Below are 22,367 nucleotides of genomic sequence, written 5' to 3' on the forward strand. Positions count from 1 at the left end.
AAGGCGTATTACCGAAAAAAATGCTTTTAATCGAAATGTCATCATTGACGAATATTGAATACCTATTAAGTTAGCAGGGAAAATCGGATAGCACTAAATTCGAACTTAATATTAATAATGTCAAATGACGACACATTGAGGGTATTATATTTCCATCAACATTTCAAAACGCCCTACGAGGGAGGCAGCATTAGATCCTATTTGCTTGCAAAGGCTTTATTAGACAAAGGACATGAGGTCATCATGATCACGGCTCATAATGCACCAAGGGAGGAGAAGAACGTAGATGGAATCCAGGTCATTTATCTTCACGTGCCGTATGACAACACCTACAAATTTTGGAGAAGGGTCTGGGCCTTTCTCGCCTACACAGTTCGGTCCTGCATACTCTCAACCCGAATCAAGTCCATTGACTGCTGCTATATCATGACCACTCCTCTTACGACTGGACTGATAGGTGCTTTCAATCGATTATTCCTCAAAAGAAACTACTTTTTTGAAGTAGGGGATCTTTGGCCACTGGTGCCTATCGAAATGGAATTCATCAAATCCTGGCCGCTCAAGAAACTAACCCATTGGTTCGAAGGCTATTTCTATCGTAAGTCGATTGGCAACATTGGTATGTCACCCCCAATATCGGATTATATAAAAAGTAAAGCTCCAGAGGTTCCTTTGGAAACCATATATAATATCAGCGATTGCGAACTCTTCCAGCCCAATTACAAAGGTGAGCGAAAGGGTAAATTCACAATTTGCTATACTGGCACCTTTGGATTAGCGAACGACCTAACCCGAATCATTCACATTGCAGAAAATATTCAGAGTGAACCGGTTCAATTTATTTTCATTGGCGCAGGTGCGGACAAACCGATGATAGAAGAGATGGTGCAAGAAAGGCAATTGGAAAATGTAGAGATAAGGAGTTTTTCTGACAAACTAGAAATGGCCAGAATCCTGGAACAATCTGATGCTATGTTTATCTCTTTTGCGAACTACAACAGTCTCTTTACAGGTAGCCCAAACAAATTATTCGATGGTTTGGCTGCTGGTAAGCTGATCATTACCAACTTTGATGGATGGATTGGAGACCTCATTACCAAAGAGAATTGCGGGTTCCATTTCGAGCATAATTCCAGCATAGATTTCATGGCAAAACTTAGGCCCTTTATAGTAGACCAGAGCCACCTCGTGAATTATCAGAAAAACGCTCGAACATTGGCAGAAAAACGATTTGATTTAAAACTGCAATCTCAACGTTTTATTAGCTTCATAGAAGAATCGGTTATCCGTTCTTAGGCTTGTAGTTCGATTGCTGAAAAATTTTGTGAGCATCCTTTTCTGCCATCAATTGCTGTAAGGTTACTTCTGGGTTTTCTTCCATATACTTTTCTACGATTTCCCAGCCCACCCAGGCACCTACTCGTCCCGGACACTTATCACTAATCTCAAATACATTTGGGCTTTCTCCTACGAACTTATTCTTCACAAAATGATTGGTCTCATACAACAACTGATTCTGAATCAAGTTAGCCCAAATGATCTCTCTATTCTGCTTCACTAGCTTCATCTCCTCTGCTGTATACCCGATAATTAGTGAGTCAGGCTTACAAGGCAGCATCTGTGAAACGAAATAATAAGACTTACCTACATTGATCATATCAGCAAGAAGCGTCCCATGCGATTGGTCTATCTGGTTAAACTCGTTAGATACAAAACTCAAAATAATGGGTGAAACACTTTCCTTCATATAGCGCTTTACAATATACGCCGGCACATCATTCGGGGGATAGGTCCCATTATGCCCCATGAAAAAATCTAGGCCAACCACTATCAACGAATCAGATACATACAAATCATTGTACTGCCCAGTAATTACCGTTTGTACTCTTGGAATTTCTGTAGAAGGGTAATAATGCTTAATGATACGAAAAGCCGACTCGAGCTCAGATATATTCTCAGAATCAAACTCAGAAAAATATTCGCCTACTTCCATGAATAGCGAGTCGATGTACACATTTTGCATCAAGGGCAATAACCGTTTAGCCAAAATCGTATCATTGGGATATTGATTCGCATCCAAAAAATAGTCTGCCATAGCTCGGTTAGCCTCAAGAAAGGCAACCGTATGATCGACACTCTTCAATTCTTTCATCTCTTCCTCTAGATGCTCTACGGGAATATCAACAACTATGTCTTCGTACCTATCGACTTGATCACAATCTCCACCTCCACATGACCATAGTAAAAGGCCAACACATAGAAAAAAGAGATTTTGAAGAATTCTTCCTTTTTTTAACCCTATCATGATCAAGATGCTTTTTAGATTTGTAATTTTATGCTGATTCATAGACTTCTATTAGAACCAACAAAAGTATTTATTTTTTACTCCTCATGAAGAAATACCTCGTCCTAATCCCAGCACTTTTCATAGTATCAGTAGCCATCTGCCAACCGAAGATCGGCCTGACTGTGTCACCAGGTTTTTCCTTCACCAGAACCAAATATTTACCCAACGATGATACCCAGATAGATAAAGGGGATCAAGCATTTCGTGCGAAATTCGGATTGGAATTTGACTTTCCATTGACTAACAATTATTCCTTTAGCACCGGTTTGATATATGCCCCAAAAAAGGTATCGGTGAAAGCCTCCATGTTTAATGAAGCAACTACCTCCATTATCAATCAAAAAGAAGAGTATAAAGCCCAATACCTACAAATTCCGCTGACATTAAAACTATTCACAAGTGAAATTCAGCCAGATCTTAGAGTGTTTTTCCAACTTGGTTTTATGGGAGAAATCCTTCTCTACAATGAACCCATGGATCGTGACAATGTATTGGTTGAGGAATTCAGGTTTTTCGATGTCTCCTTCACAGGAGGTGCCGGATTAGAGTTCGGACCTGAGATCAATTCTCAACTCTACGGTGGTATATTTTATGACCGAGGTTTGGTAAATATCATCAAAGGTCAGAATGGCGATATATCAGATGATCTGGCAGTTCGAATGGATATGATTCATTTGAAACTGGGTATCAAGTTCTAAAACAAAAAAAGATCGCACTTAAAGTGCAATCTCTTCTCCTAGGCCATTGATGAAGTTATACTCCAAAATGGCTTTTGATGAATCTTCTGCCAGGCTAATCCAGCGTTTGTACTTAAAGTACCATTTCATTCTCCTGGAAACCAGGCCACTGGTAAAATAAGCATACAAATAAGGATGAAGCGCAATGGTCAATTTCTTTTCATTTTGCTTGGTCATCAAGTGCTCGATGTCCTTTTCGATTTGATCTGTTACCAAAATAGAAGCGGTAATTTTACCAGATCCATTACAAGATGGACATACTTCTCTGGTTTTGATATTCAATTCAGGACGAACCCTCTGTCTGGTGATTTGCATCAAACCAAACTTTGACAAAGGCAAAACGGTAAACTTGGATCGATCCGTTTTCATCTCATCTTTCATCTTTTGGAAAAGTAGTTTCTTATTCTCTACTTTTCGCATATCGATAAAGTCGATTACGATGATTCCACCCATATCTCTTAGGCGAAGCTGGCGGGCTATTTCTTTAGCCGCATCCATGTTTACTTTTAGGGCTGTGCTTTCCTGATTATCTTCTGCATTGGACTTGTTTCCGCTGTTCACGTCTATCACGTGCAATGCTTCCGTATGTTCTATGATCAGGTAGCCCCCACCGTCTATACTTACTGATTGACCAAACAGACCTTTCAGCTGCTTTTCAATACCATAGGCTTCAAAAACCTTGGCTCTTCCGTTGTATAGTTTGGTGCTTTTTTCTTTCTCCGGAGCTATCTCTCTTATGAAATTTCTGACTTCATGATAGAGTGTTTTATCATCTATCACTATGCTGTCAAAAGATTCATTGAGGACGTCTCTTAGGATAGAATTGGCTCGGTTGATTTCACCGATTACTTTTTCGTTAGGCTTCACCTTTTTGAGGCGTTGCATGCCTTTAGACCACTTGTCCACCAAGCTGGTCAAATCCCTATCCAATTCAGCTACATCTTTTCCTTGTGCAACTGTACGGATAATGATTCCAAAATTCTCTGGTTTGATCGACTTGATAAGTCGAAGCAATCTCTTTCTTTCGTTACTGTCCGCTATTTTCTTCGATACACTTACCGAATCAGAAAACGGAACCAGAACGATGTATCTTCCAGCAATAGACAACTCACTGGATAGTCTTGGCCCTTTTGTAGATATAGGTTCTTTTACAACCTGAACGAGAACTCTCTGGTTTTTAGATAAAACCTGGTTCATTTTCCCCAACTTATTGATATCAGGTAGGCGCTTGAATCCATTCAGATTCTTGCCGCTCATTTTACCGGATAGGATCAGCTTGGTACACTTGTTAAGCGACTGAAGCTGGGGACCGAGATCCAAATAATGCAGAAACGCATCTTTTTCATACCCAATATCAACAAAGGCGGCATTTAGCCCAGGCACGACTTTTTTGACTTGCCCAAGATAAATGTCACCTACGTTGAACTGGTGACCATCATCATCCTGATGGTACTCGGTTAATTTTTTGTCTTTTAAAAGGGCTATTCGACATCCATTCTGAGTTGAATTAATAATTAATTCTGTACTCAAGGTTTAAATGTTTAATAGTAAAAATTTGATTTACTCAAATAACCCAAGAAGTAAAATTACTTCTTCTTGTGTCTGTTCTTTCTAAGTCTCTTCTTTCTCTTATGAGTAGAGATCTTATGTCTTTTTCTTTTCTTACCGCAAGGCATAATAAAAGCTCTTTAATGTTTTACAATTCGTTTAATTTCTTCAAGTATTGATCCGTAGATGATAAAATCGCTGGATCAGTACTAGTCTTTTTTATACTTTGAAACCACTGCTCCGCCTTGTCAAACTGACTTAGCTCGAAATAACTAGTAGCCAATAAAAAGGCTGCTTGCTGGTTCGATGGATCAATAGTCATCAATTTCTCAAATCTTCCAACTGCCTTGTCATATTGTCCAGACTGTACTGAAAACATGCCTAAACTATACAAAGCCGTCGTATTTTCCGGATACTCTTCTAGTATCTCCCTTAGCATAGTTATCCCCTGCATTGGATTGTCAGAAACTACCTTCGTCATGGCCAACTTGGCCCTTGTGTCTGGATCGTTTCTTTGAGACAAAACCACTTCAAAACAAGCCTGAGCTTTCTTGGCGTACTTAGCCAAATCCGCTTGATTCAGTGCTATTCCGAAAAGCTGGAAATAAATTTCTCCTGCTTTAGCCTGACCTTCCACAGTCTTATCCAACTCAGCTACCAGGTCCGCAAAATACGAAGCACTGTCTAACTCGTTGTAAGACAGGTACAATCTTGCCAAAGAGTCCGCAAAGATAATACTTTTTTCTTTATCAGAAAACGCAATCAACTGGAGCAGGGAATCCCGCCTGATTTGATCCTCTTCCGAAAAGTTAAAAGTATGTGCCTTTTCTACTTGATTGTCCTCTTGTGAGCCGGCCAATTCTACATCTGCAGCATCATTATCCACCACCACTTTGGGCAGGTTGAAAAGAATGATAATGAGGACAACGCCTCCTGCTAAAACTAACCAGCGGTGCAATGACATAGCAGATTAGCCTATTTTATCGCTTGTTTTGATTTTTTCTACGAACACTTTTGAAGGCTTAAAGCTCGGGATATAATGTTCGTCTATTACCATTGCTGTGTTTTGAGAAATGTTTCTTGCAATTTTCTTTGCTCTCTTCTTATTTACGAAACTTCCAAAACCACGAACATAAATGTTTTCGCCTTCCGCCATGGAGTTTTTAACTACGCTAAAGAACGCTTCTACTGAAGCTTGAACATCCAATCTGTCTATTCCTGTTTTCTCGGCGATCTCGTTGATCACATCTGCTTTCGTCACGTTGAATCTAATTTATATGTAGTAAAAATCTTGTAATAAGGCTTAAATTAGCCATCTGAACTTCCATGAATTCAGAAGCGCAAATAAAAACAAAAAATCCCTCACTTAGAAATATTCCTCAGGATTGAAACTTAAAATCAAAGAGAAGGAGTGGCTACCCATGACGCAAGAGTTGCTGAATTGGTACAAACTGAACCACAGAGAATTACCCTGGAGATCAAGTAAAGAAGCATATAAGGTATGGTTGTCCGAAATTATACTTCAACAAACCCGGGTGGCTCAGGGCATGTCATATTATTTACGCTTTTGTCAGAATTATGCTACCCTTGCAGATTTTGCCAAGGCTCCTTTGGACGATATTCTCAAACTTTGGCAAGGACTGGGATACTATTCCAGAGCCCGAAACATGCATAAATGTGCCAATCAAATCATTTCAGAATTTGACGGAGCATTCCCACAGAGCTATTCAGAATTAATCAAACTAATCGGAATCGGCAAATACACAGCAGGCGCCATTGCCTCCATATGCTTTGATGAAGCAGTGCCGGCCATCGATGGCAATGCTTTTCGAGTCTATTCCCGTTTGTTCCATATATCAGAAGACATATCCAAAGCATCTACCTTCAAAACTTTTTTTGAACTCGGGCAAGAAATAATACCTAATGACCAATCAGGTGATTTTAATCAAGCGATCATGGAATTGGGCGCTACTATCTGTCTACCTAAGAACCCCAAGTGCGAAGACTGTCCTATTCAACATTACTGTGTTGCTAGAGCCAAAAAGGCCCAACAAGCACTTCCTGTCAAGTCCAAAAAAGTAAAAGTCAGCCAACGCTATTTCAATTACCTCGTACTCATACATGACAGTCAAGTTTTGATCAGGCAAAGAGGACCCAAAGATATTTGGCAAGGGCTTTATGATTTTCCATTGATCGAAACTAAAAACCATACAAAAAACCGTATTTTTGAGTTTCTGAATGAACAAAAATGGAAGGACTTTGAGGTCCTTCATCGAACAGAAGAGTATAAGCACATCTTGACACATCAGCGATTACACATTTATTTTGATGTGATAGAGGTGAGGAATTGGCAGGATTTTAAAGTATTTTGTCAGGATAATGAACTGGAAAGACATGAAATTAGCGAACTGGAGACCTTAGCAGTACCAAAGCCAATAGAGCGCTTTCTGCAGGACGAGTTCCCAATTCAATAAATTTTCCATCTAACAACCCGTATATTATGGCTGGAGTAAATAAAGTAATTCTATTAGGAAATTTGGGCAGAGACCCTGAAGTCAGACACCTCGACAATGGCCGAGCAGTGGCCAATTTTTCTATCGCAACGACTGAGTTTTATAAAAACAAACAAGGTGAGCGAATGTCCAACACCGAGTGGCACAATGTAGTACTGTGGACACCATTAGCCGAGATTGCAGAAAAATACCTTAAAAAAGGAAATCAAGTTTACATCGAAGGTAAGCTCACCTCTCGATCATATGAAGACAAAGATGGTGTGACAAAATACATCACCGAGGTAGTAGGTCGTGAAATGACCCTATTGGGAGGACCAAGACCAGAAGGTGATTATTCAGGTCAAAACAGCAACCAGAGCAGTGCAAATAATCAATCTGCTAAACCAGAAATCGTAGATTCTACTGTTGAAGATTCGAACGAAATTGACGATCTTCCTTTCTAACACTAATTAAATAGCAAATGGACGACCCATTCCCGGGACTTTTTTTACTAGCAGCATTTTTTTCAGGTCCTGAGATTTACTTTCTAATTGCCAATTTGATATTGGTGATTCTGCTTTTTGTAGGATCTGCTTTGGTCTCTGGATCAGAGGTCGCCTACTTTTCTTTGTCATTGGAGCAAGTAATTGATCAAGGCAATGATTCGCCTCAAGACAAGCGCATCATTCATTTGCTATCTAATCCGAATAAACTCTTAGCAACGATCTTGATATTGAATAATTTCATCAATATCTCGATCGTCATGCTCACTACTTACGTGACTCTGAGTGTCACGGTCGATCACTTCTCTACAGAAACCGTTTTAGGTATCCTTACCATTGTGATTACCTTTCTGATCGTGTTCATAGGTGAGATCGTACCTAAAGTTTATGCCAATCAAAACAATTGGGCCTTTGCTCAAAAGACCTCAAAGCTTTTGACTTTCGCCAATGAGATGTTTAGTCCATTGTCATGGTTATTGATTCGCGTCAGTAGTGTCATCGAAAATCGGATAGAAAAAAAAGGCTACAACGTGTCTGTAGACGAACTGAATGAAGCCCTGGAAATCACAACCGACAAAGAAACGACTGAAGAAGAAAAAGGGATCCTGAAAGGAATTGTAAACTTCGGTACCTTGTCTGTGAAACAGATCATGAAATCCAGAATGGATATCACCGCACTGGATATGGAGACGGATTTTCATGAATTGATGAACCAAATCAATAAGACGGGCTACTCACGAATTCCTATTTATAAGGAGACAATAGACAATATTGAAGGCATACTTTATATCAAGGACTTACTCCCATACCTGAGTGAGGAAGAAACTTTCAAATGGCAAGACCTGCTCAGACCAGGCTTTTTTGTTCCTGAGACCAAAAAAATTGACACACTTTTCAAAGATTTTCAAGAAAAGCGAATCCACATCGCCATCGTAGTAGACGAATATGGAGGCACATCGGGTCTGATAACTATGGAGGATGTGATTGAAGAAATCGTAGGAGAGATCAATGATGAGTTTGATGATGAAACTGATGCAGAGTACAAAAAGATCGATAACAACACCTACATCTTCGAAGGAAAAACATCGATCATGGACTTCTGTAAGATCACAGATGTAGATCATAAGATCTTCGAAGAAGTAAAAGGAGAAAGCGAGTCGCTTGGCGGACTATTGCTTGAAATCAATTCCACCTTACCCTATGCTGGGGAGAAGATCATTTTCGACCGTTTTACATTTGTCATTACTTCGGTCAACGAGAAGCGAATTAAAAAAGTAAGAATTGTAATCAAAAGATAGAATGAGGATCCTGGTAGCATGTGTGGTATTGATATGCCTATTTAGTTGTGAGAAGAACTACTATCCTAAACCAAAGGGCTACAATAGAATAGATTTGGCTCCTAGCGAATACACCTCTCTTCCTGATAGCTTCCCTTATTTATTCGAATATGCCAAAAGCAGCGAAATCCATGCAGACAAGTCCTGGATCTCAGAAAGATACTGGATCGACTTGCACTATCCGCAGTTCGACGCTGATGTCCAGATCACTTACAAAAACATCGACCCAACTGGTAGTAACCTGAAGGACCTGCTAAGAGATTCCTATAAACTGGCATCAGAGCACGGTGTAAAAGCCTACTCAATTGATGAAAGTGTGGTCAAACTGGAGAACGGCATGATGGCCACTTTGATGGAATTGTCTGGAGAAGTCCCAAGTCAATTCCAATTTCATGTCACAGATTCTACTGACAATTTTCTGAGAGGAGCACTTTATTTCAAAACAGCTACAGCCAATGATTCTCTGAGGCCTGTGATCGATCACATCAAGCTGGACATGCTTCACATGCTCAACACCCTCGAATGGAATAATTAAATCATGGCCGAATTCTTCGAAACCAAAATAGAGTTTTTGAAGGGTGTCGGACCAACCCGAGCCAAGCTACTTCAAGAGGAGTTGGGGATATTTACCATTGGAGATCTTATTAACCATTTTCCTTTTCGCTACGAAAACCGTTCTCAGTTTCACCGCATATCCGAATTGGGACATGAAGAAGGTTTCGTTCAGATTAAAGGAATACTAACCTCACTTGGTCTCAAAGGGCAGGCACGCAAACAAAGATTAGTTGCTGAATTTAGGGACGATACGGGAAGCTTAGAGTTAGTCTGGTTCAAGGGGGCCAGCTGGATGCTGAAAAAGTTAAAGACCGGACTACCATATGTCATCTATGGGAAACCCAGCCTCTTTAATGGAGTCTACTCCATCAGTCACCCAGAGATTGAGATTTCTACCCCTAATTCCGACAGCAAAACGGATAGCTTTTTACCCGTCTATCATACCACAGAAAAACTCAAAAGAAGATATGTAGATAGCAAGGCCCTCGCCAAGATGGTAAAAACAGCACTGAATCTAGCCTCATTTGATGTGACGGAAAATGTGGATGACTACCTTTTGCAAAGACACCAGCTGATCACTCTAAAAGCGGCGCTCACATGGATCCATTTTCCTGAAGATCAAAAACAGCTATCTAAAGCCCTGGAAAGATTGAAATTCAACGAGCTGTTTTTTATCCAGTTAAAAATATTTCAGGAAAAATCTGACCGGAAGGACAAACACCAGGGAATCATCTTTACCAAAAGTCAACTGGTCAATGATTTCTACACCAATCACATTCCCTTTGAACTAACCGATGCGCAAAAAAAAGTCATCAAAGAAATCTACGCTGATCTGCAATCTGGCTATCAAATGAATCGCTTGTTGCAAGGAGATGTAGGGAGTGGCAAAACCATTACAGCCTTTATTTGCATGCTGATCGCCATCAGTAATGGCTACCAAACCAGCATCATGGCACCTACGGAGATTTTGGCCACTCAGCATTATCAGGGACTGGCTGAATTCAGCGATCTCATGGGGCTCCGAACCGCGCTGGTTACTGGTTCAACTAAAAAGAGCCTTAAGAATAAAAATCTGGCTGAATTACAAAACGGCCAATTGGACATCATAGTAGGGACACACGCTCTGATCGAAGACAAGGTTAAGTTTCATAATCTGGGCCTGGCAGTAATAGATGAGCAGCATCGGTTCGGTGTGGCTCAACGTGCCAAGCTATGGTCAAAAAACGACCGGCACTATCCCCATGTGTTAGTAATGACTGCCACTCCCATCCCTCGAACCCTTGCTATGACCCTTTATGGAGATTTAGAAATCTCCACCATCGATCAATTGCCGCAAGGAAGAAAGGCAATCAAAACGAGTCATCTAACCGATTCGCATAGGTTGAAATTGTTCGGATTCATCAAAAAGCAAATAGAGGAAGGAAGACAGGTTTATATTGTATATCCACTGATTGAAGAATCTGAAAAGATGGACTACAAGGATTTGATGGATGGCTATGAGAGCATATCCAGAGCCTTTCCTAATACGCCAATTAGCATCGTACACGGCAAGATGAAAGCTGCTGATAAGGAGTGGGAAATGAAACGTTTTGTAGAAGGAAAAACCAGCATCATGGTGGCCACCACTGTTATAGAAGTAGGAGTCAATGTACCCAACGCTACAGTGATGGTCATAGAAAATGCAGAACGATTCGGACTCTCTCAGTTGCACCAGTTGAGAGGTCGAGTAGGTAGAGGAGCAGACCAGTCCTACTGTATTTTGATGACGGGTCCTAAGATGTCCAAAGAGGCAAGGGAACGAGTCAAAACCATGGTGGCTACCACTGACGGTTTTAAAATCGCTGAGAAAGACTTGGAACTACGTGGGCCTGGTGATTTGATGGGAACACAGCAAAGTGGCGTATTGGACCTCAAAGTTGCAGATATCAGTACAGATGGGGAGCTATTAAAACTAGCGCGCGAAACCGCTAGAGAGGTAATCGAATCTGACCCTAAATTAGAAAGGAGTCACCATCACAAAATCCATGCTTACCACAATAGAGACAAGCGCCATCTACTCTGGAGCAACATCTCATAAAATCAGTGCATAAAAAAAGCCTCATTGAAAAATGAGGCTTCAAATATTCTTTTCGTTTCGCTTAGGAAGCAACTTCTTCCGTTCCTTCTTTCAACTTAGCGATACTAAATGATTTTTTCTCTTTGTGTCCACAGTAGCCACAGGTGAAGAATTTGATCAACTCTCCCTCTTCAGTAGCTGTAGGTGATTGAACGATTTCCTCTTTGTTCACTTTCAAAGTTTGATAGTTACATTCAGAGCATTTCAATGCGTGAAGTCTACCGTTATACTTTTCAATTTTTGTATATCCAGACTCCTCATCGATCCAAACGTCATAATCAACAGAGAAAGCATCCTCTTCAGCCTGCATACCTTCATCCAGGTAAACATCTTCTTCCTCCTCACTCAAAAGCTTCATTTTTCTGCCTTCTGGAGAAATCCTTGGAGCAAATCTCAATTGCTTCAATCTCTTCTCGATGTAGAATGGGTAGTAGAACTTCAAGATGTTTTGGATAATCACACCCGCGATGATCGCAAACATGGTACTAACAAATAATCTTACAACGAACCACAATACACCTGACTCAGTAACCAAAGTATTGGCATAAACTGCTCCAGCAATGATGATCAATAATGCACTGTACCAGAGCAAATTGATCTCATACATATTGATATAATCGTACTTTGTCTTGTAATCCTTGGTGAACATCAACTTCAAGTAGTGGCTCAACAAGATGAGTAAGCCCACACCTGCAATCGCATATGAAACGTAGTGACCATACATGTTCCAAGTATCCAGTAGGCTTTGATCGATTTTATTCATAGCGTTCAGCTTTAGTTTTGTGGTATTTTGTGTTAAGGTATATTGTTAATAAACTCTCCAAAAACGGATAATAGCCAAATATATACAAATTGCGTAATTCTCTTACTTCACCATTGTTAAAATTATATAAAAAAAAACTTTAATCCTACTAGGAAAACCCTTCTAAAAACTGCGTTTTTCACTGAAAATCAGCCTTCAACAAAAAAAGGTCACTTAAAAAGTGACCTTTCATATTTTTTATACAACAACAGAGAATTAACCATTCATGGAGATCAAAAACTCCTCGTTGTTTCTTGTTCCTTTCATTTTTCCTAACAAGAATTCCATTGCTTCTGCAGAATTCATATCGTCCATGAACTTTCTCAAAATCCATACTTTGGATAGTTCGTCTTTGTCCATCAACAAATCTTCTCTTCTGGTTCCAGATGCAGGAATATCGATAGCAGGGTAAACTCGCTTGTTGGCCAACTTGCGATCCAACTGGAGTTCCATATTACCCGTTCCCTTGAATTCTTCAAAGATCACTTCGTCCATTTTAGATCCAGTTTCGATCAGAGCTGTAGCAAGGATGGTCAATGAACCACCATTTTCTACATTTCTTGCCGCTCCAAAGAATCTCTTTGGTTTGTGAAGTGCATTGGCATCCACACCACCCGAAAGAATCTTTCCACTTGATGGAACTACTGTATTGTGCGCTCTTGCCAGCCTTGTGATAGAATCCAAAAGGATCACTACATCATGACCACACTCAACCATTCTTTTCGCTTTTTCCAAAACGATATTGGCAACTTTTACATGCTTTTCAGCCTGCTCATCAAAAGTAGATGCAATCACTTCAGCCTTTACGCTTCTCGCCATATCAGTCACCTCTTCAGGACGTTCGTCGATCAAAAGGATCATTAAATAAACTTCTGGGTGATTTTCAGCTATCGCGTTGGCTACATTTTTTAGAAGAACCGTCTTACCTGTCTTAGGCTGTGCTACGATCATGCCTCTTTGGCCTTTCCCCATTGGAGAGAATAGATCCATTACTCGAGTAGAGTAATCGCTAGGTTTGTAGCTTAGATTCAATTTTTCTTCTGGGAACAAAGGAGTCAGATACTCAAATGGTACTCGGTCTCTTATTTCCTCAGTCGTTTTACCATTAACGGTAGTCACTTTCAATAGAGCAAAATATTTTTCTCCATCTTTAGGAGGTCTGATCTGTCCGATGACAGAATCCCCTGTCTTCAACCCAAACAATTTGATTTGTGAAGGTGAGACATATATATCATCAGGGCTAGCCAAATAATTATAATCGCCAGATCTTAAGAAACCATAACCATCCTGCATGATTTCTAATACACCACCATTTTCGATTACGCCATCAAATTCCTTGATGCTATTGTTGTAATCATTCTTCTTGTTGCCTTTATCATGGCGTTTTTCGCGATCTCTATTGTCGCGATTTTCACGGTTGTCATTTTTATCGCCACGATCAGGTCTGTCAGATCTTTCTTTCTTATCTCTAGGTTGATCATTGTTTTTCTGATCCTTTTCTTGAGGTTTTTCCTGGGATTTTTCAGGTTTCTCCGGCTTGTCTTTGCTTTCCGACTTACCATCCACATTCAGATCAAAAGATTTCAATACATCATCAGCGCTTTCTGCTTTTGAGTCCTTGTTTTCCTTCCTTGGTCTTCTGTCTTCCTTCTTTTTCTCCTCTTTCTTAGGCTTGGGTTCAGCCTCTGTTTCAGCTACAGGTTTGTTCCCTTTGGACTCCTGTGCTTTGATTTGCTTTGCTGGCTCTGGATTTACTGCTTGCTCATCCAGGATTTTGTAAATAAGGTCCTTTTTGGCCGCACGTTTGTAATTTTTGATACCCAGGTTCTCAGCGATTTCCTTCAGCTCGGATAACAACCTGTCGTTCAATTCTTCGATATTGTACATAACTAATATTAAAAAGATCTGTGCTTAACTCAATAAGCCTGTATTTCTGATGTGTATATTTCTGAAAATAAATTCGGTAATGAAAGTCTATCTGTTGGACTGCTCGAGAAGCAGCATAGATAAGCCCACGTTTGATGGTGGCGCAAGTATATGCCAACCATGAATTATTCACAAATATATGCATAATTATTTCATCTGGCTATAAAAGGCAATTTATTGGCTGTAAACGAAGCGCATGTTATAAATTTGCCCACTCAATATTTAAGGACATCAAATATGTTATTGGTTTCAGATATAATTGACAACAAAGACAAGTACATCGCAGGATTAGAAAAACGTGGTATAGATAACGCCAGCGCTCTATTAGAAGAGATCATAGAGTTGGACAACAACCGCAAAAACATTCAGGCTGAACTGGATGAGGTTTTGGCGGAATCCAACAAAATCTCTAAATCTATCGGGATGTTGATGAAGGAAGGCAAAAAAGAGGAAGCCGAAACCGCTAAGCAGAAAACTTCAGATCTGAAATCAAAATCTAAAGAGTTGGCTCAAATGCAGGAGGATAACAAAATCCAGCTTAGAGATTCTCTTTACCAAATCCCAAACATTCCTATAGAAGAAGTACCTGCAGGAAAAACTGAAGAGGACAACGAGGAGATTTTTTGCGTAGATAGTCTACCTGAGCTAAGCGATGACGCCCTGCCTCATTGGGACTTGATCAAGAAATATGACATCATTGATTTTGATCTGGGAATCAAAATCACTGGAGCGGGATTCCCTGTTTACAAAGGAAAAGGCGCTCGATTGCAGCGATCTTTGGTCAACTTCTTCTTAGATGAAGCGGACAAGGCAGGCTATCACGAAATCCAACCTCCAGTGGTGGTAAATGAAGCTTCTGGTTATGGAACTGGGCAGCTGCCAGACAAAGAAGGCCAGATGTACCACCTAACAGATACAGATCTATACTTGATACCTACAGCTGAGGTGCCAATTACCAACCTATATCGTGATGTGATTTTGGATGAAAAAGATTTACCAATCAAGAATGTAGGTTTTACGCCTTGTTTTCGTCGAGAAGCAGGTTCATGGGGTGCTCATGTAAGAGGTCTCAACCGTCTTCATCAATTCGACAAGGTCGAAATCGTTCAGGTGCAGCATCCTGACAAATCATTCGAAACGCTAGACGAAATGGTGAAGCATGTGGAAAATCTCTTGAAGAAACTGGAATTACCTTACCGTATATTAAAGTTATGCGCAGGAGATTTAGGGTTCACCTCTGCCATCACGTATGATTTTGAAGTGTATTCTGCAGCTCAGAAAAAATGGTTGGAAGTAAGCTCTGTCAGTAACTTCAAAAACTATCAAGCCAATCGCTTGAAGCTTAGATACAAAGACGAAAACAACAAAAAGCACCTTCTTCACACCCTGAATGGTAGTGCTCTAGCCCTGCCTAGAATCATGGCAGCATTGATCGAAAATGGTCAAACGGAAGAAGGAATTAAAATTCCCGAGGCACTTAAGAGTTATACGGGATTTGAAACCATTCAATAAATGGCTGAAGTAGCAATTAGAAAAGGGAAGGAAAGTGATCTGCCAGTAGTACTCGAATTGGTCAAAGAACTGGCAGAGTATGAAAAAGCCTTAGATGAAGTAGATAATACACTCGAAAGAATGAAAGAAGATGGGTTCGGAGCAGAACCTGTCTTTGGTTTTTTTGTGGCAGAGCAGGGACAACAGATCATAGGCTTGTCGTTGTACTATTACAGATACTCTACCTGGAAGGGCAAACGACTATATCTGGAGGATCTAATCGTGACCGAATCGGAAAGAGGTAAAGGCATTGGAAAGCTACTAATGGATTCAACCATCCAATATGCAAGAGATCAGAATTGCTCAGGCATGATGTGGCAGGCACTGGATTGGAACGAGCCTGCCTTGAAGTTTTACGAAACCTATGGCGCTAGATTCGACTCTGAGTGGGTCAACTGTCACTTAGATTTCGAATGAGAATGAACGTGCTTTAATAAAGTCCGAAAAGACATCACCTTATCACCATATCGGCTTATCACATCCATTTGTAATTTAGCACCGTGCTGGTCCTGGTAAGCCTGGATGTCTTTGGCCGACTTGGCAAAGTATTGAAAAGCATAGGTTGTACCCTGAGGTTCTTCGCTCATTAGTTGGAAAACCTTACAGTCAGAAAAGAAGCCAGTTGCCAAAACATCCTTGACATGGACCTCTTTCATCCAATTCAACCAATCTTCTTCAATCCCTTTGTCCACGTTCATCGTAACGTTATATAGTACCATATTTCGGCTTTTTTATTTAATGCAAAAATTCATTAATCCACAGTAACATCAAAGTAATAGATTTATTTATGGCATTCGTCGAAGAATTCAGAATAGTGTAAGAACAAAGTTTACATTTACTATGAACTCGATATTTTCAAAGATTTACTAAACATGGGATATCAAAGAATAGAAAGAATAAGTGAGGTTTGGAAACCCATAGAAGGATTTTCCAACTATGAGGTGTCTAACAAGGGAGCGATCCGAAGAAAAGCCAGAACAACATGGCACAGTGGATCTAAGAAAGATATTCGATTAAAAGAAAAAGTCATGAGACAGCGCTGGAACAAAACATGCAAATGTTTTTTCCTCGACCTACTTCATGACGATGGCAAAAGAAGAACTGTCTATCCTCACAGAGAGGTAGCAAAAGCTTTTTGCATCAACATCCTTCCAGAAGAATATACAATGATTGTTCACTTGGACAATAATCCAAAGAATAATGATTCAACCAATTTGGAATGGGTATCACCGTCAGAGCACATGTCATTCCAGTTTGAGGTTGGTAACAAAAACAACTTCAAAGTATGGAAAACAAGAAAGAAGAGATACAAAAATGGCTTCAAAGCACCTCGTAAAAAAAAGAGTGAATTTGAAGAAGAAGAGTCAAGAAAATTAGCTTAAGATACAAACCAGCCTGACTTAACGTCCAACCACTCTTTTACCTAACCTAAATTTTTTACCTTCCTATCAAAATGAAAGTGGACCAATAGAATGGGTGAGCCATTTCGCCACCTGCTTCTATTTGTTTCATTTTAGCAGCCTTAAGCGCACTCGCATAGGCTTGAGGCGTTTCCCTACCCCTTAAGAACCCCTGATAATAACTAGTCATCAGTTGAGTGGATGAGGTAGTTGGAACTGTCCATAGAGAATATGTAAGGTTCTTTGCGCCAGCATAGATCATCGCTCTTGTGAACCCTAGTGTTCCCTGACCTGAGAGTTGATTACCAATTCCAGTTTCACTAGCCGAAATGGTCACCATGTCAGCATTCAAATCCAAATCATACCATTCGCCTGAAAACAGTATCCCATCGTCAGAACCACTTTCTTTTAACAAAACACCAGAAAATTCAGGTTCACTCTGGTCTACAATCACGTGCGTCGCAAAATGGATATAACTATAGTTACCGATAGTGCCAGATTTGGCCCATTCTTCAGTCGCATCACCTCCTATATAGCTATCCGCTTGTCCACCATTTTGGCGAAACATATTGGCGATTGCCTCAGCCTCGGTTTTTGAATCAGGCATAGCACCAATCTGATTTTCGCTGATCGATAGGGATGTTCTTAGACTCATAGCAACCTCAGCCTCATCGTAGGATTTTTCTTTGGCAGCTTGCAGTGCATCTATAGAATTTTCAAAAGTCAATGGAGCCAGGACCAGTCCATTTTTATTACCACCAGACTGATTCGTGTTTTGATCTGAGAAAGTTTTGATGAGCAAGTTGACCGATGGAGAATAGGAAATATTATACTCCCTGAGTAGATAGGGTAAAGTAGCAAAATCCATAGCTCCCGGATTCACTTCTTTAGTCAGCAGTGCTTCGAAGGGGATGGTTAACATATTCCCGTCCTGGACTATGATCAGGCTTTTGATTTGATCAGGTATCTCAAATGGAAACAACTGCTTGTAAAGCGTCGCAGCATGGCGCAAATAGTCTCCATCATTCTTGCTAACAATCGCCTGTCTCAAGGAAGCAATCGACCTCTCAAAATCATTTTTCTTACGTGTCTTACTGATCTTGAAATCAGTCTTGGAAATTTGAGCAGTATATAGGCTGCTAGATCCTGAATAATAAGAAAGGATCATCGTAGTATCATTCAAAAATCCCTGAACCTCTTCAAGTGACGGGACTTGATTGGAATACTTTAATTCATAATAATCTGGATAGTCATATTCGAACTGATAGATCAGATCCTCATATTCTTGATTGGCAGTTTCTAATTCTCGTTGATAAAAATCCAGCATACTCCCCTCTGGATAGGCTGCTAGTTCCTGTGTGTAGATACTGATGAGTTCCTTCAACTCATTTTCTTGATACAGAACAGTCTCTGGAATATCACCATATTTCTTAGGGTTCGTTTGTGCAACTGAGGAGTAAAGAACTGCGCCCTTGTGCTTTTCAGTAAAAAAGAAAAAACGGTTTTCATATTCTTTCTTCTTCTCGGCGTAACTTTTACCATCACCTACCTGCTGAACATTGCTCTCACTTAATAGCTCAGTCAGTGTAAAAGCAGCAGATACAGAAGATTCATAAATACTGCTCACCAATTCACCCATCTCCTCTTTGTCTCTTCTCTGCGTATAGGACTGACGAATTTTGTCAATCAGTTCATCACTTAAAATAAAATTCTGAAGCGCTACATCCAGGCCCTTGATGTTTTCACCATTTCTAAAACCAGCTTCCAAGAGCTCTCCCTTATATCCCAAATAGAATAGTAAATCCTTGTTATCAAAGAAATTGACCAACACAGGGTTGACGTAGACATTTTCATCCTCAAAATCTATAATGCTCGAACTGATTGCGTTTTGAATGTAATCCAGTGCAGATTGAATATCTCCTTGTTCTCCGTATACCCTGGCGATGTTATGGTAAGCGTTGGCCACATCTGGATGGTCATGCCCGTGGATGGCTATGTCAATCTCCAAGGCCTTTTTGAAATACCTAAGTGCCAATTCGAATTCGCCAAAGAAATAGTAAATACTGCCAAGGTTATTATTAGCAGCCGAAGAGTTCACATGATGCTCCCCAACTAGATTGAAGTTGATATCTAAAACCTGATTGTAATACTGTAATGCCTCCGGAAATCGCTCTTGCATCATGAAGGTGTTACCCAAACCCAAAACACTTCTAACCGTGCTCTGGTGCTCCAAACCTATGGTCAGTTCATATAAGTCAAATGCCTGCTGATAGTATTTTTCTGCATTCTGAAAATCGCCTGTATTCTTTGATACATCAGCGATACCCAGATAGATCGCTCCATATTTTGGGTTCTTCTCGTGTAAAAAGTTCTGATATACATTCTGTGCCTGACGATAATACTGCATGGCCATATCATACTCGCCACTATTCTTGAACACTTCAGCCATTCCTACATAGGTAGTAGCCACATCAGGGTGGTTTTCACCAAAAACCTTTTTATTGATTCTTAAAGCATGCTCATAATATTCTGTGGCCAGATTGTAAGAGCCTTTATTTCTATAGAGGTTTCCTAGAGCCAAATAGGAATTGGCCACATAGGGATGCTCTTCGCCCAGAATATTGATATTGTTTTCTAGTGCATTCTGAAAATGTTTAAAGGCATTGGCATATTGATTCTTTCCAAAATAAACATTGCCGATACCTAAACTAGTCGGAGCAGAAAACAAGACATCTTCATGAAATTCATGATTGGCAATGTCCCAGGCATTTTCGTATTCTGCCAGAGCCTGATCATGCTGTCCTGATAAAAAATGTATGTTGCCCATATTTATCAAGGCATTGGCCTTTTCAATATCCCATTCGCCCAGATGTTCACCTGACATTTTGTAGGCCTCCTTGGCCAACTTCATGGCTTTTTCTAGATCATAGGTACCACAGAGGTTTTCAGCAATTTTGTTATCGGCAGCAATGATTCCCCGCCAATACCCAATCTTGACATAAATCTCTCTTGCCTTTTCAAAGTTGTAAATCGAGCTGTCGTGGTTATTAAAAAGTAAAAAGGTATCACCCTTGTGAAAATGGTCATCTCCCAAGGTTTTTTGAGCAAAAGCAGAATTATAAATACAGGATAATAGGAGCGTTTGTACTAAAACAATTCTAAACTTCACTTTTAAAATATTATTTTGAAAAGACCCACATGGAAGTCTGTTTTATTTCTTTTTTTTTGATATTGCACATGCAATGTATTTAAACACATTATTTATCTGAAAGTAAATTTAAGTTATTATTAGTTATGAGAAAGTTTTTTATACTTCTCCTGCTTTGTCCCGTATTCCTTGTCCAAGCTCAGGAAAAACAAACAGTAGAAGCTAATTACTATGTCGGTGAAGACGGCAAGCTTTACTGGCATGGGAAAAAACCTGTTTATATATTCATAGCTGACAATCCCGATGGCAATAACGCCGTAAAATTAAAAAGTGAAAATCAAGCTCAGTATACCAATCCTCTCTATCTAGATACTGAGGGGGTCAACTATATACGCTCCAATTGGGCTGCCGATTCTGAACTGAATCAGATCAGTCCCAAAATCGAATTGCTGTTTGAAGTCTACCGTGACAGTGAGGCGCCGGTGACTAAAGTTTCATTGGATGGAGCGAGTTATTACAAAAATTCTGAAGGTAAACAGTACTTTGGAAAGGGCTTAAAACTAGCCGCTACTGCAAATGACCGCCATTCTGGAGTTCAAAAAACTTTCTACAGCATCAACAATGCACCTTTCAGCACATATTCGGAAGCTGTTGCCTTGAGCCAAGGTCAAAAATATGATGTTAAAATTTACTCAGCAGATAATACGGGCAATGTAGAAGCCATCCAGATGTTCAATTTTGAAGTGGATATGGTGGCTCCAAAATCTAAATACACAGCTGAAAAAGATTACAGTGGAATGATATTTTCTCCTCGTACTTTGATTAAAATCAGTGCTGAGGATCTGGCCTCTGGAGTCAAAAGCATCAAATACAAAATTGATGAGGGTACAGAAAGAGCATTTGGGACTCAAATAGGGTTGTCTCAACTTTCAGAAGGTGACCATAGCATCAAATTCTTCGCAGTAGATCAGGTAGGAAATCAAGAAACCGAACAAAGCATCAACTTCTATTTGGACAAAACAGTACCTGAGGTGGAAGCAACCATAGTCGGGGACCAATACCAAAGCAGAGGTCGCGTATTTATCTCCACTAGAACTAAAGTAAAACTAACTGCTGAGGACAACAAGGCAGGCGTAAAGGAGATTAAATACTCATTGAATGGTGGGGAAATTCAAACCTATTACGAGCCATTTGCCATCGAAAAAGGAAACGGCAGCCAGGTGGTGACCTACTTCGCTACTGACAATGTCAACAATACTTTCGAAGGAAAACTGGAGGACAAAGGCTTGAGCAGAGCTGCTCTTAACATAGACATGTCTCCTCCTGAAGTGAATTACAGCTTCAGCGGCAAGAAGTATATATCCAGAGACACCGCATTCATCACTAGCCAATCCACCATTGACCTTTCTGCTACTGACAATGACAGTGGAGTCAAAAACATAGGATACAAAATCAATGGAGAAACGGGCCAGGACTATGAAGGCCCAATCAAAATAGCAGAAGAAGGTTATTACAACATCGATTTTTATGCTACTGACCAGGTAAACAACCGCAATACCAAAAACTTCGCTTTTGTGGTAGACAACACTGGGCCTGCTATCGAAAACATCATCAGTATGGAGTCCATCGGCACGATTGAGCTCGATGACAAACCTGGAAAACAAATCAAGGTTTACTCTAGCGGTACCAAGCTCTTCCTTGGGGCCACCGATAAAGTACTGGATACAGATAAGATCTATTATACAATTGATGGAAAACCAGAAGTGGAATATACCAAACCTATTACCCTTTCTAGTAAAGGATTGGTGACTTATTCCATCCGAGCTACTGACAAATTAGGAAACGAAACCAAGTCAGAGGTGTTCGAAATATTCATAAAGTAGAAAACAAAATTGAGTATAAAAA

Annotated in this window: 19 protein-coding genes; 11 read left to right on the forward strand and 8 right to left on the reverse strand. The window is 40.1% G+C overall.

The annotated features are described in order from the left end of the window. Positions 1-135 precede the first annotated feature (135 nt). On the forward strand, positions 136-1,296 hold the full coding sequence (locus N7U62_RS17765) for a glycosyltransferase family 4 protein (protein ID WP_264139409.1): 1,161 nt from the start codon (positions 136-138) through the stop codon (positions 1,294-1,296). Here N7U62_RS17765 and gldB read toward each other — a convergent pair. Further along, positions 1,283-2,347, reverse strand: coding sequence for a gliding motility lipoprotein GldB (gldB, locus tag N7U62_RS17770; RefSeq protein WP_264139410.1), 1,065 nt, complete (start codon positions 2,345-2,347; stop codon positions 1,283-1,285). The genes N7U62_RS17765 and gldB overlap by 14 nt on opposite strands. Before the next feature lie 44 nt (positions 2,348-2,391). Here gldB and N7U62_RS17775 point away from each other — a divergent pair, with 44 nt between their 5' ends. Then, positions 2,392-3,045, forward strand: a complete 654-nt coding sequence (locus N7U62_RS17775; RefSeq protein WP_264139411.1) for a porin family protein — start codon at positions 2,392-2,394, stop codon at positions 3,043-3,045. Between the two features lie 18 nt (positions 3,046-3,063). On the opposite strand, the gene N7U62_RS17780 is transcribed toward N7U62_RS17775, so the two are convergent. The 3 genes from N7U62_RS17780 to N7U62_RS17790 form a co-directional block, all read right to left on the reverse strand. After that, on the reverse strand, positions 3,064-4,614 hold the full coding sequence (locus N7U62_RS17780) for an Rne/Rng family ribonuclease (protein ID WP_264139412.1): 1,551 nt from the start codon (positions 4,612-4,614) through the stop codon (positions 3,064-3,066). Positions 4,615-4,780: 166 nt separating this feature from the next. Continuing rightward, complete coding sequence (locus N7U62_RS17785) at positions 4,781-5,596, reverse strand: tetratricopeptide repeat protein (RefSeq protein WP_264139413.1); 816 nt, start codon at positions 5,594-5,596, stop codon at positions 4,781-4,783. Positions 5,597-5,602: 6 nt separating this feature from the next. Further along, positions 5,603-5,893, reverse strand: a complete 291-nt coding sequence (locus tag N7U62_RS17790) for an HU family DNA-binding protein (protein ID WP_264139414.1) — start codon at positions 5,891-5,893, stop codon at positions 5,603-5,605. Between the two features lie 124 nt (positions 5,894-6,017). Here N7U62_RS17790 and mutY point away from each other — a divergent pair, with 124 nt between their 5' ends. From mutY to recG, 5 genes are read left to right on the forward strand one after another with little or no spacing between them, the layout of a single operon-like run. Next, positions 6,018-7,106, forward strand: coding sequence for an A/G-specific adenine glycosylase (gene mutY, locus N7U62_RS17795; protein ID WP_264139415.1), 1,089 nt, complete (start codon positions 6,018-6,020; stop codon positions 7,104-7,106). Between the two features lie 26 nt (positions 7,107-7,132). Next, positions 7,133-7,588, forward strand: coding sequence for a single-stranded DNA-binding protein (locus tag N7U62_RS17800; RefSeq protein WP_264139416.1), 456 nt, complete (start codon positions 7,133-7,135; stop codon positions 7,586-7,588). 17 nt (positions 7,589-7,605) lie between these two features. Then, positions 7,606-8,925: a gliding motility-associated protein GldE gene (gene gldE, locus N7U62_RS17805; RefSeq protein WP_264139417.1), complete on the forward strand. Its 1,320-nt coding sequence runs from the start codon at positions 7,606-7,608 to the stop codon at positions 8,923-8,925. A gap of 1 nt (position 8,926) precedes the next feature. Beyond that, positions 8,927-9,499, forward strand: a complete 573-nt coding sequence (gene gldD, locus N7U62_RS17810) for a gliding motility lipoprotein GldD (protein ID WP_264139419.1) — start codon at positions 8,927-8,929, stop codon at positions 9,497-9,499. Positions 9,500-9,502: 3 nt separating this feature from the next. After that, entirely contained in the window at positions 9,503-11,596 is a 2,094-nt protein-coding gene (recG, locus tag N7U62_RS17815; RefSeq protein WP_264139420.1) for an ATP-dependent DNA helicase RecG, read from the forward strand. A 61-nt stretch (positions 11,597-11,657) separates the two neighbouring features. On the opposite strand, the gene N7U62_RS17820 is transcribed toward recG, so the two are convergent. Next, positions 11,658-12,398, reverse strand: a complete 741-nt coding sequence (locus tag N7U62_RS17820) for a hypothetical protein (protein WP_264139421.1) — start codon at positions 12,396-12,398, stop codon at positions 11,658-11,660. A gap of 255 nt (positions 12,399-12,653) precedes the next feature. Continuing rightward, complete coding sequence (gene rho / locus N7U62_RS17825; RefSeq protein WP_264139422.1) at positions 12,654-14,324, reverse strand: transcription termination factor Rho; 1,671 nt, start codon at positions 14,322-14,324, stop codon at positions 12,654-12,656. Between the two features lie 276 nt (positions 14,325-14,600). Between rho and serS the strand changes: the two genes are divergently transcribed. Both serS and N7U62_RS17835 read left to right on the forward strand, forming a co-directional pair. Next, positions 14,601-15,875 carry a serine--tRNA ligase gene (serS, locus tag N7U62_RS17830; protein ID WP_264139423.1) on the forward strand — a complete coding sequence of 425 codons (1,275 nt, stop codon included), beginning with the start codon at positions 14,601-14,603 and terminating at the stop codon, positions 15,873-15,875. Further along, complete coding sequence (locus tag N7U62_RS17835) at positions 15,876-16,331, forward strand: GNAT family N-acetyltransferase (protein WP_264139424.1); 456 nt, start codon at positions 15,876-15,878, stop codon at positions 16,329-16,331. Here the strand turns inward: N7U62_RS17835 and N7U62_RS17840 are convergent. Continuing rightward, positions 16,313-16,633, reverse strand: a complete 321-nt coding sequence (locus tag N7U62_RS17840) for a DUF4286 family protein (protein ID WP_264139425.1) — start codon at positions 16,631-16,633, stop codon at positions 16,313-16,315. The genes N7U62_RS17835 and N7U62_RS17840 overlap by 19 nt on opposite strands. Before the next feature lie 153 nt (positions 16,634-16,786). On the opposite strand from N7U62_RS17840, the gene N7U62_RS17845 reads away from it, so the two are divergent. Then, positions 16,787-17,296, forward strand: coding sequence for an NUMOD4 domain-containing protein (locus N7U62_RS17845; protein WP_264139426.1), 510 nt, complete (start codon positions 16,787-16,789; stop codon positions 17,294-17,296). A 55-nt stretch (positions 17,297-17,351) separates the two neighbouring features. On the opposite strand, the gene N7U62_RS17850 is transcribed toward N7U62_RS17845, so the two are convergent. Next, positions 17,352-20,483 carry a CHAT domain-containing protein gene (locus N7U62_RS17850; protein ID WP_264139427.1) on the reverse strand — a complete coding sequence of 1,044 codons (3,132 nt, stop codon included), beginning with the start codon at positions 20,481-20,483 and terminating at the stop codon, positions 17,352-17,354. 125 nt (positions 20,484-20,608) lie between these two features. On the opposite strand from N7U62_RS17850, the gene N7U62_RS17855 reads away from it, so the two are divergent. Further along, positions 20,609-22,345 carry a chitobiase/beta-hexosaminidase C-terminal domain-containing protein gene (locus tag N7U62_RS17855; protein WP_264139428.1) on the forward strand — a complete coding sequence of 579 codons (1,737 nt, stop codon included), beginning with the start codon at positions 20,609-20,611 and terminating at the stop codon, positions 22,343-22,345. Positions 22,346-22,367 lie beyond the last annotated feature (22 nt).

The sequence above is a fragment of the Reichenbachiella ulvae genome (genome assembly GCF_025833875.1).
In the GTDB taxonomy this organism is placed as follows: domain Bacteria; phylum Bacteroidota; class Bacteroidia; order Cytophagales; family Cyclobacteriaceae; genus Reichenbachiella; species Reichenbachiella ulvae.

Coding starts and splice junctions, on each gene's coding strand:
- recG (WP_264139420.1), top strand. CDS start 9,503: ATGGCCGAATTCTTCGAAACCAAAATAGAGTTTTTGAAGGGTGTCGGA.
- gldE (WP_264139417.1), top strand. CDS start 7,606: ATGGACGACCCATTCCCGGGACTTTTTTTACTAGCAGCATTTTTTTCA.
- N7U62_RS17775 (WP_264139411.1), top strand. CDS start 2,392: ATGAAGAAATACCTCGTCCTAATCCCAGCACTTTTCATAGTATCAGTA.
- N7U62_RS17820 (WP_264139421.1), bottom strand. CDS start 12,398: ATGAATAAAATCGATCAAAGCCTACTGGATACTTGGAACATGTATGGT.
- gldD (WP_264139419.1), top strand. CDS start 8,927: ATGAGGATCCTGGTAGCATGTGTGGTATTGATATGCCTATTTAGTTGT.
- rho (WP_264139422.1), bottom strand. CDS start 14,324: ATGTACAATATCGAAGAATTGAACGACAGGTTGTTATCCGAGCTGAAG.
- gldB (WP_264139410.1), bottom strand. CDS start 2,347: ATGAATCAGCATAAAATTACAAATCTAAAAAGCATCTTGATCATGATA.
- serS (WP_264139423.1), top strand. CDS start 14,601: ATGTTATTGGTTTCAGATATAATTGACAACAAAGACAAGTACATCGCA.
- N7U62_RS17835 (WP_264139424.1), top strand. CDS start 15,876: ATGGCTGAAGTAGCAATTAGAAAAGGGAAGGAAAGTGATCTGCCAGTA.
- N7U62_RS17840 (WP_264139425.1), bottom strand. CDS start 16,633: ATGGTACTATATAACGTTACGATGAACGTGGACAAAGGGATTGAAGAA.
- N7U62_RS17855 (WP_264139428.1), top strand. CDS start 20,609: ATGAGAAAGTTTTTTATACTTCTCCTGCTTTGTCCCGTATTCCTTGTC.
- N7U62_RS17800 (WP_264139416.1), top strand. CDS start 7,133: ATGGCTGGAGTAAATAAAGTAATTCTATTAGGAAATTTGGGCAGAGAC.
- N7U62_RS17785 (WP_264139413.1), bottom strand. CDS start 5,596: ATGTCATTGCACCGCTGGTTAGTTTTAGCAGGAGGCGTTGTCCTCATT.
- N7U62_RS17845 (WP_264139426.1), top strand. CDS start 16,787: ATGGGATATCAAAGAATAGAAAGAATAAGTGAGGTTTGGAAACCCATA.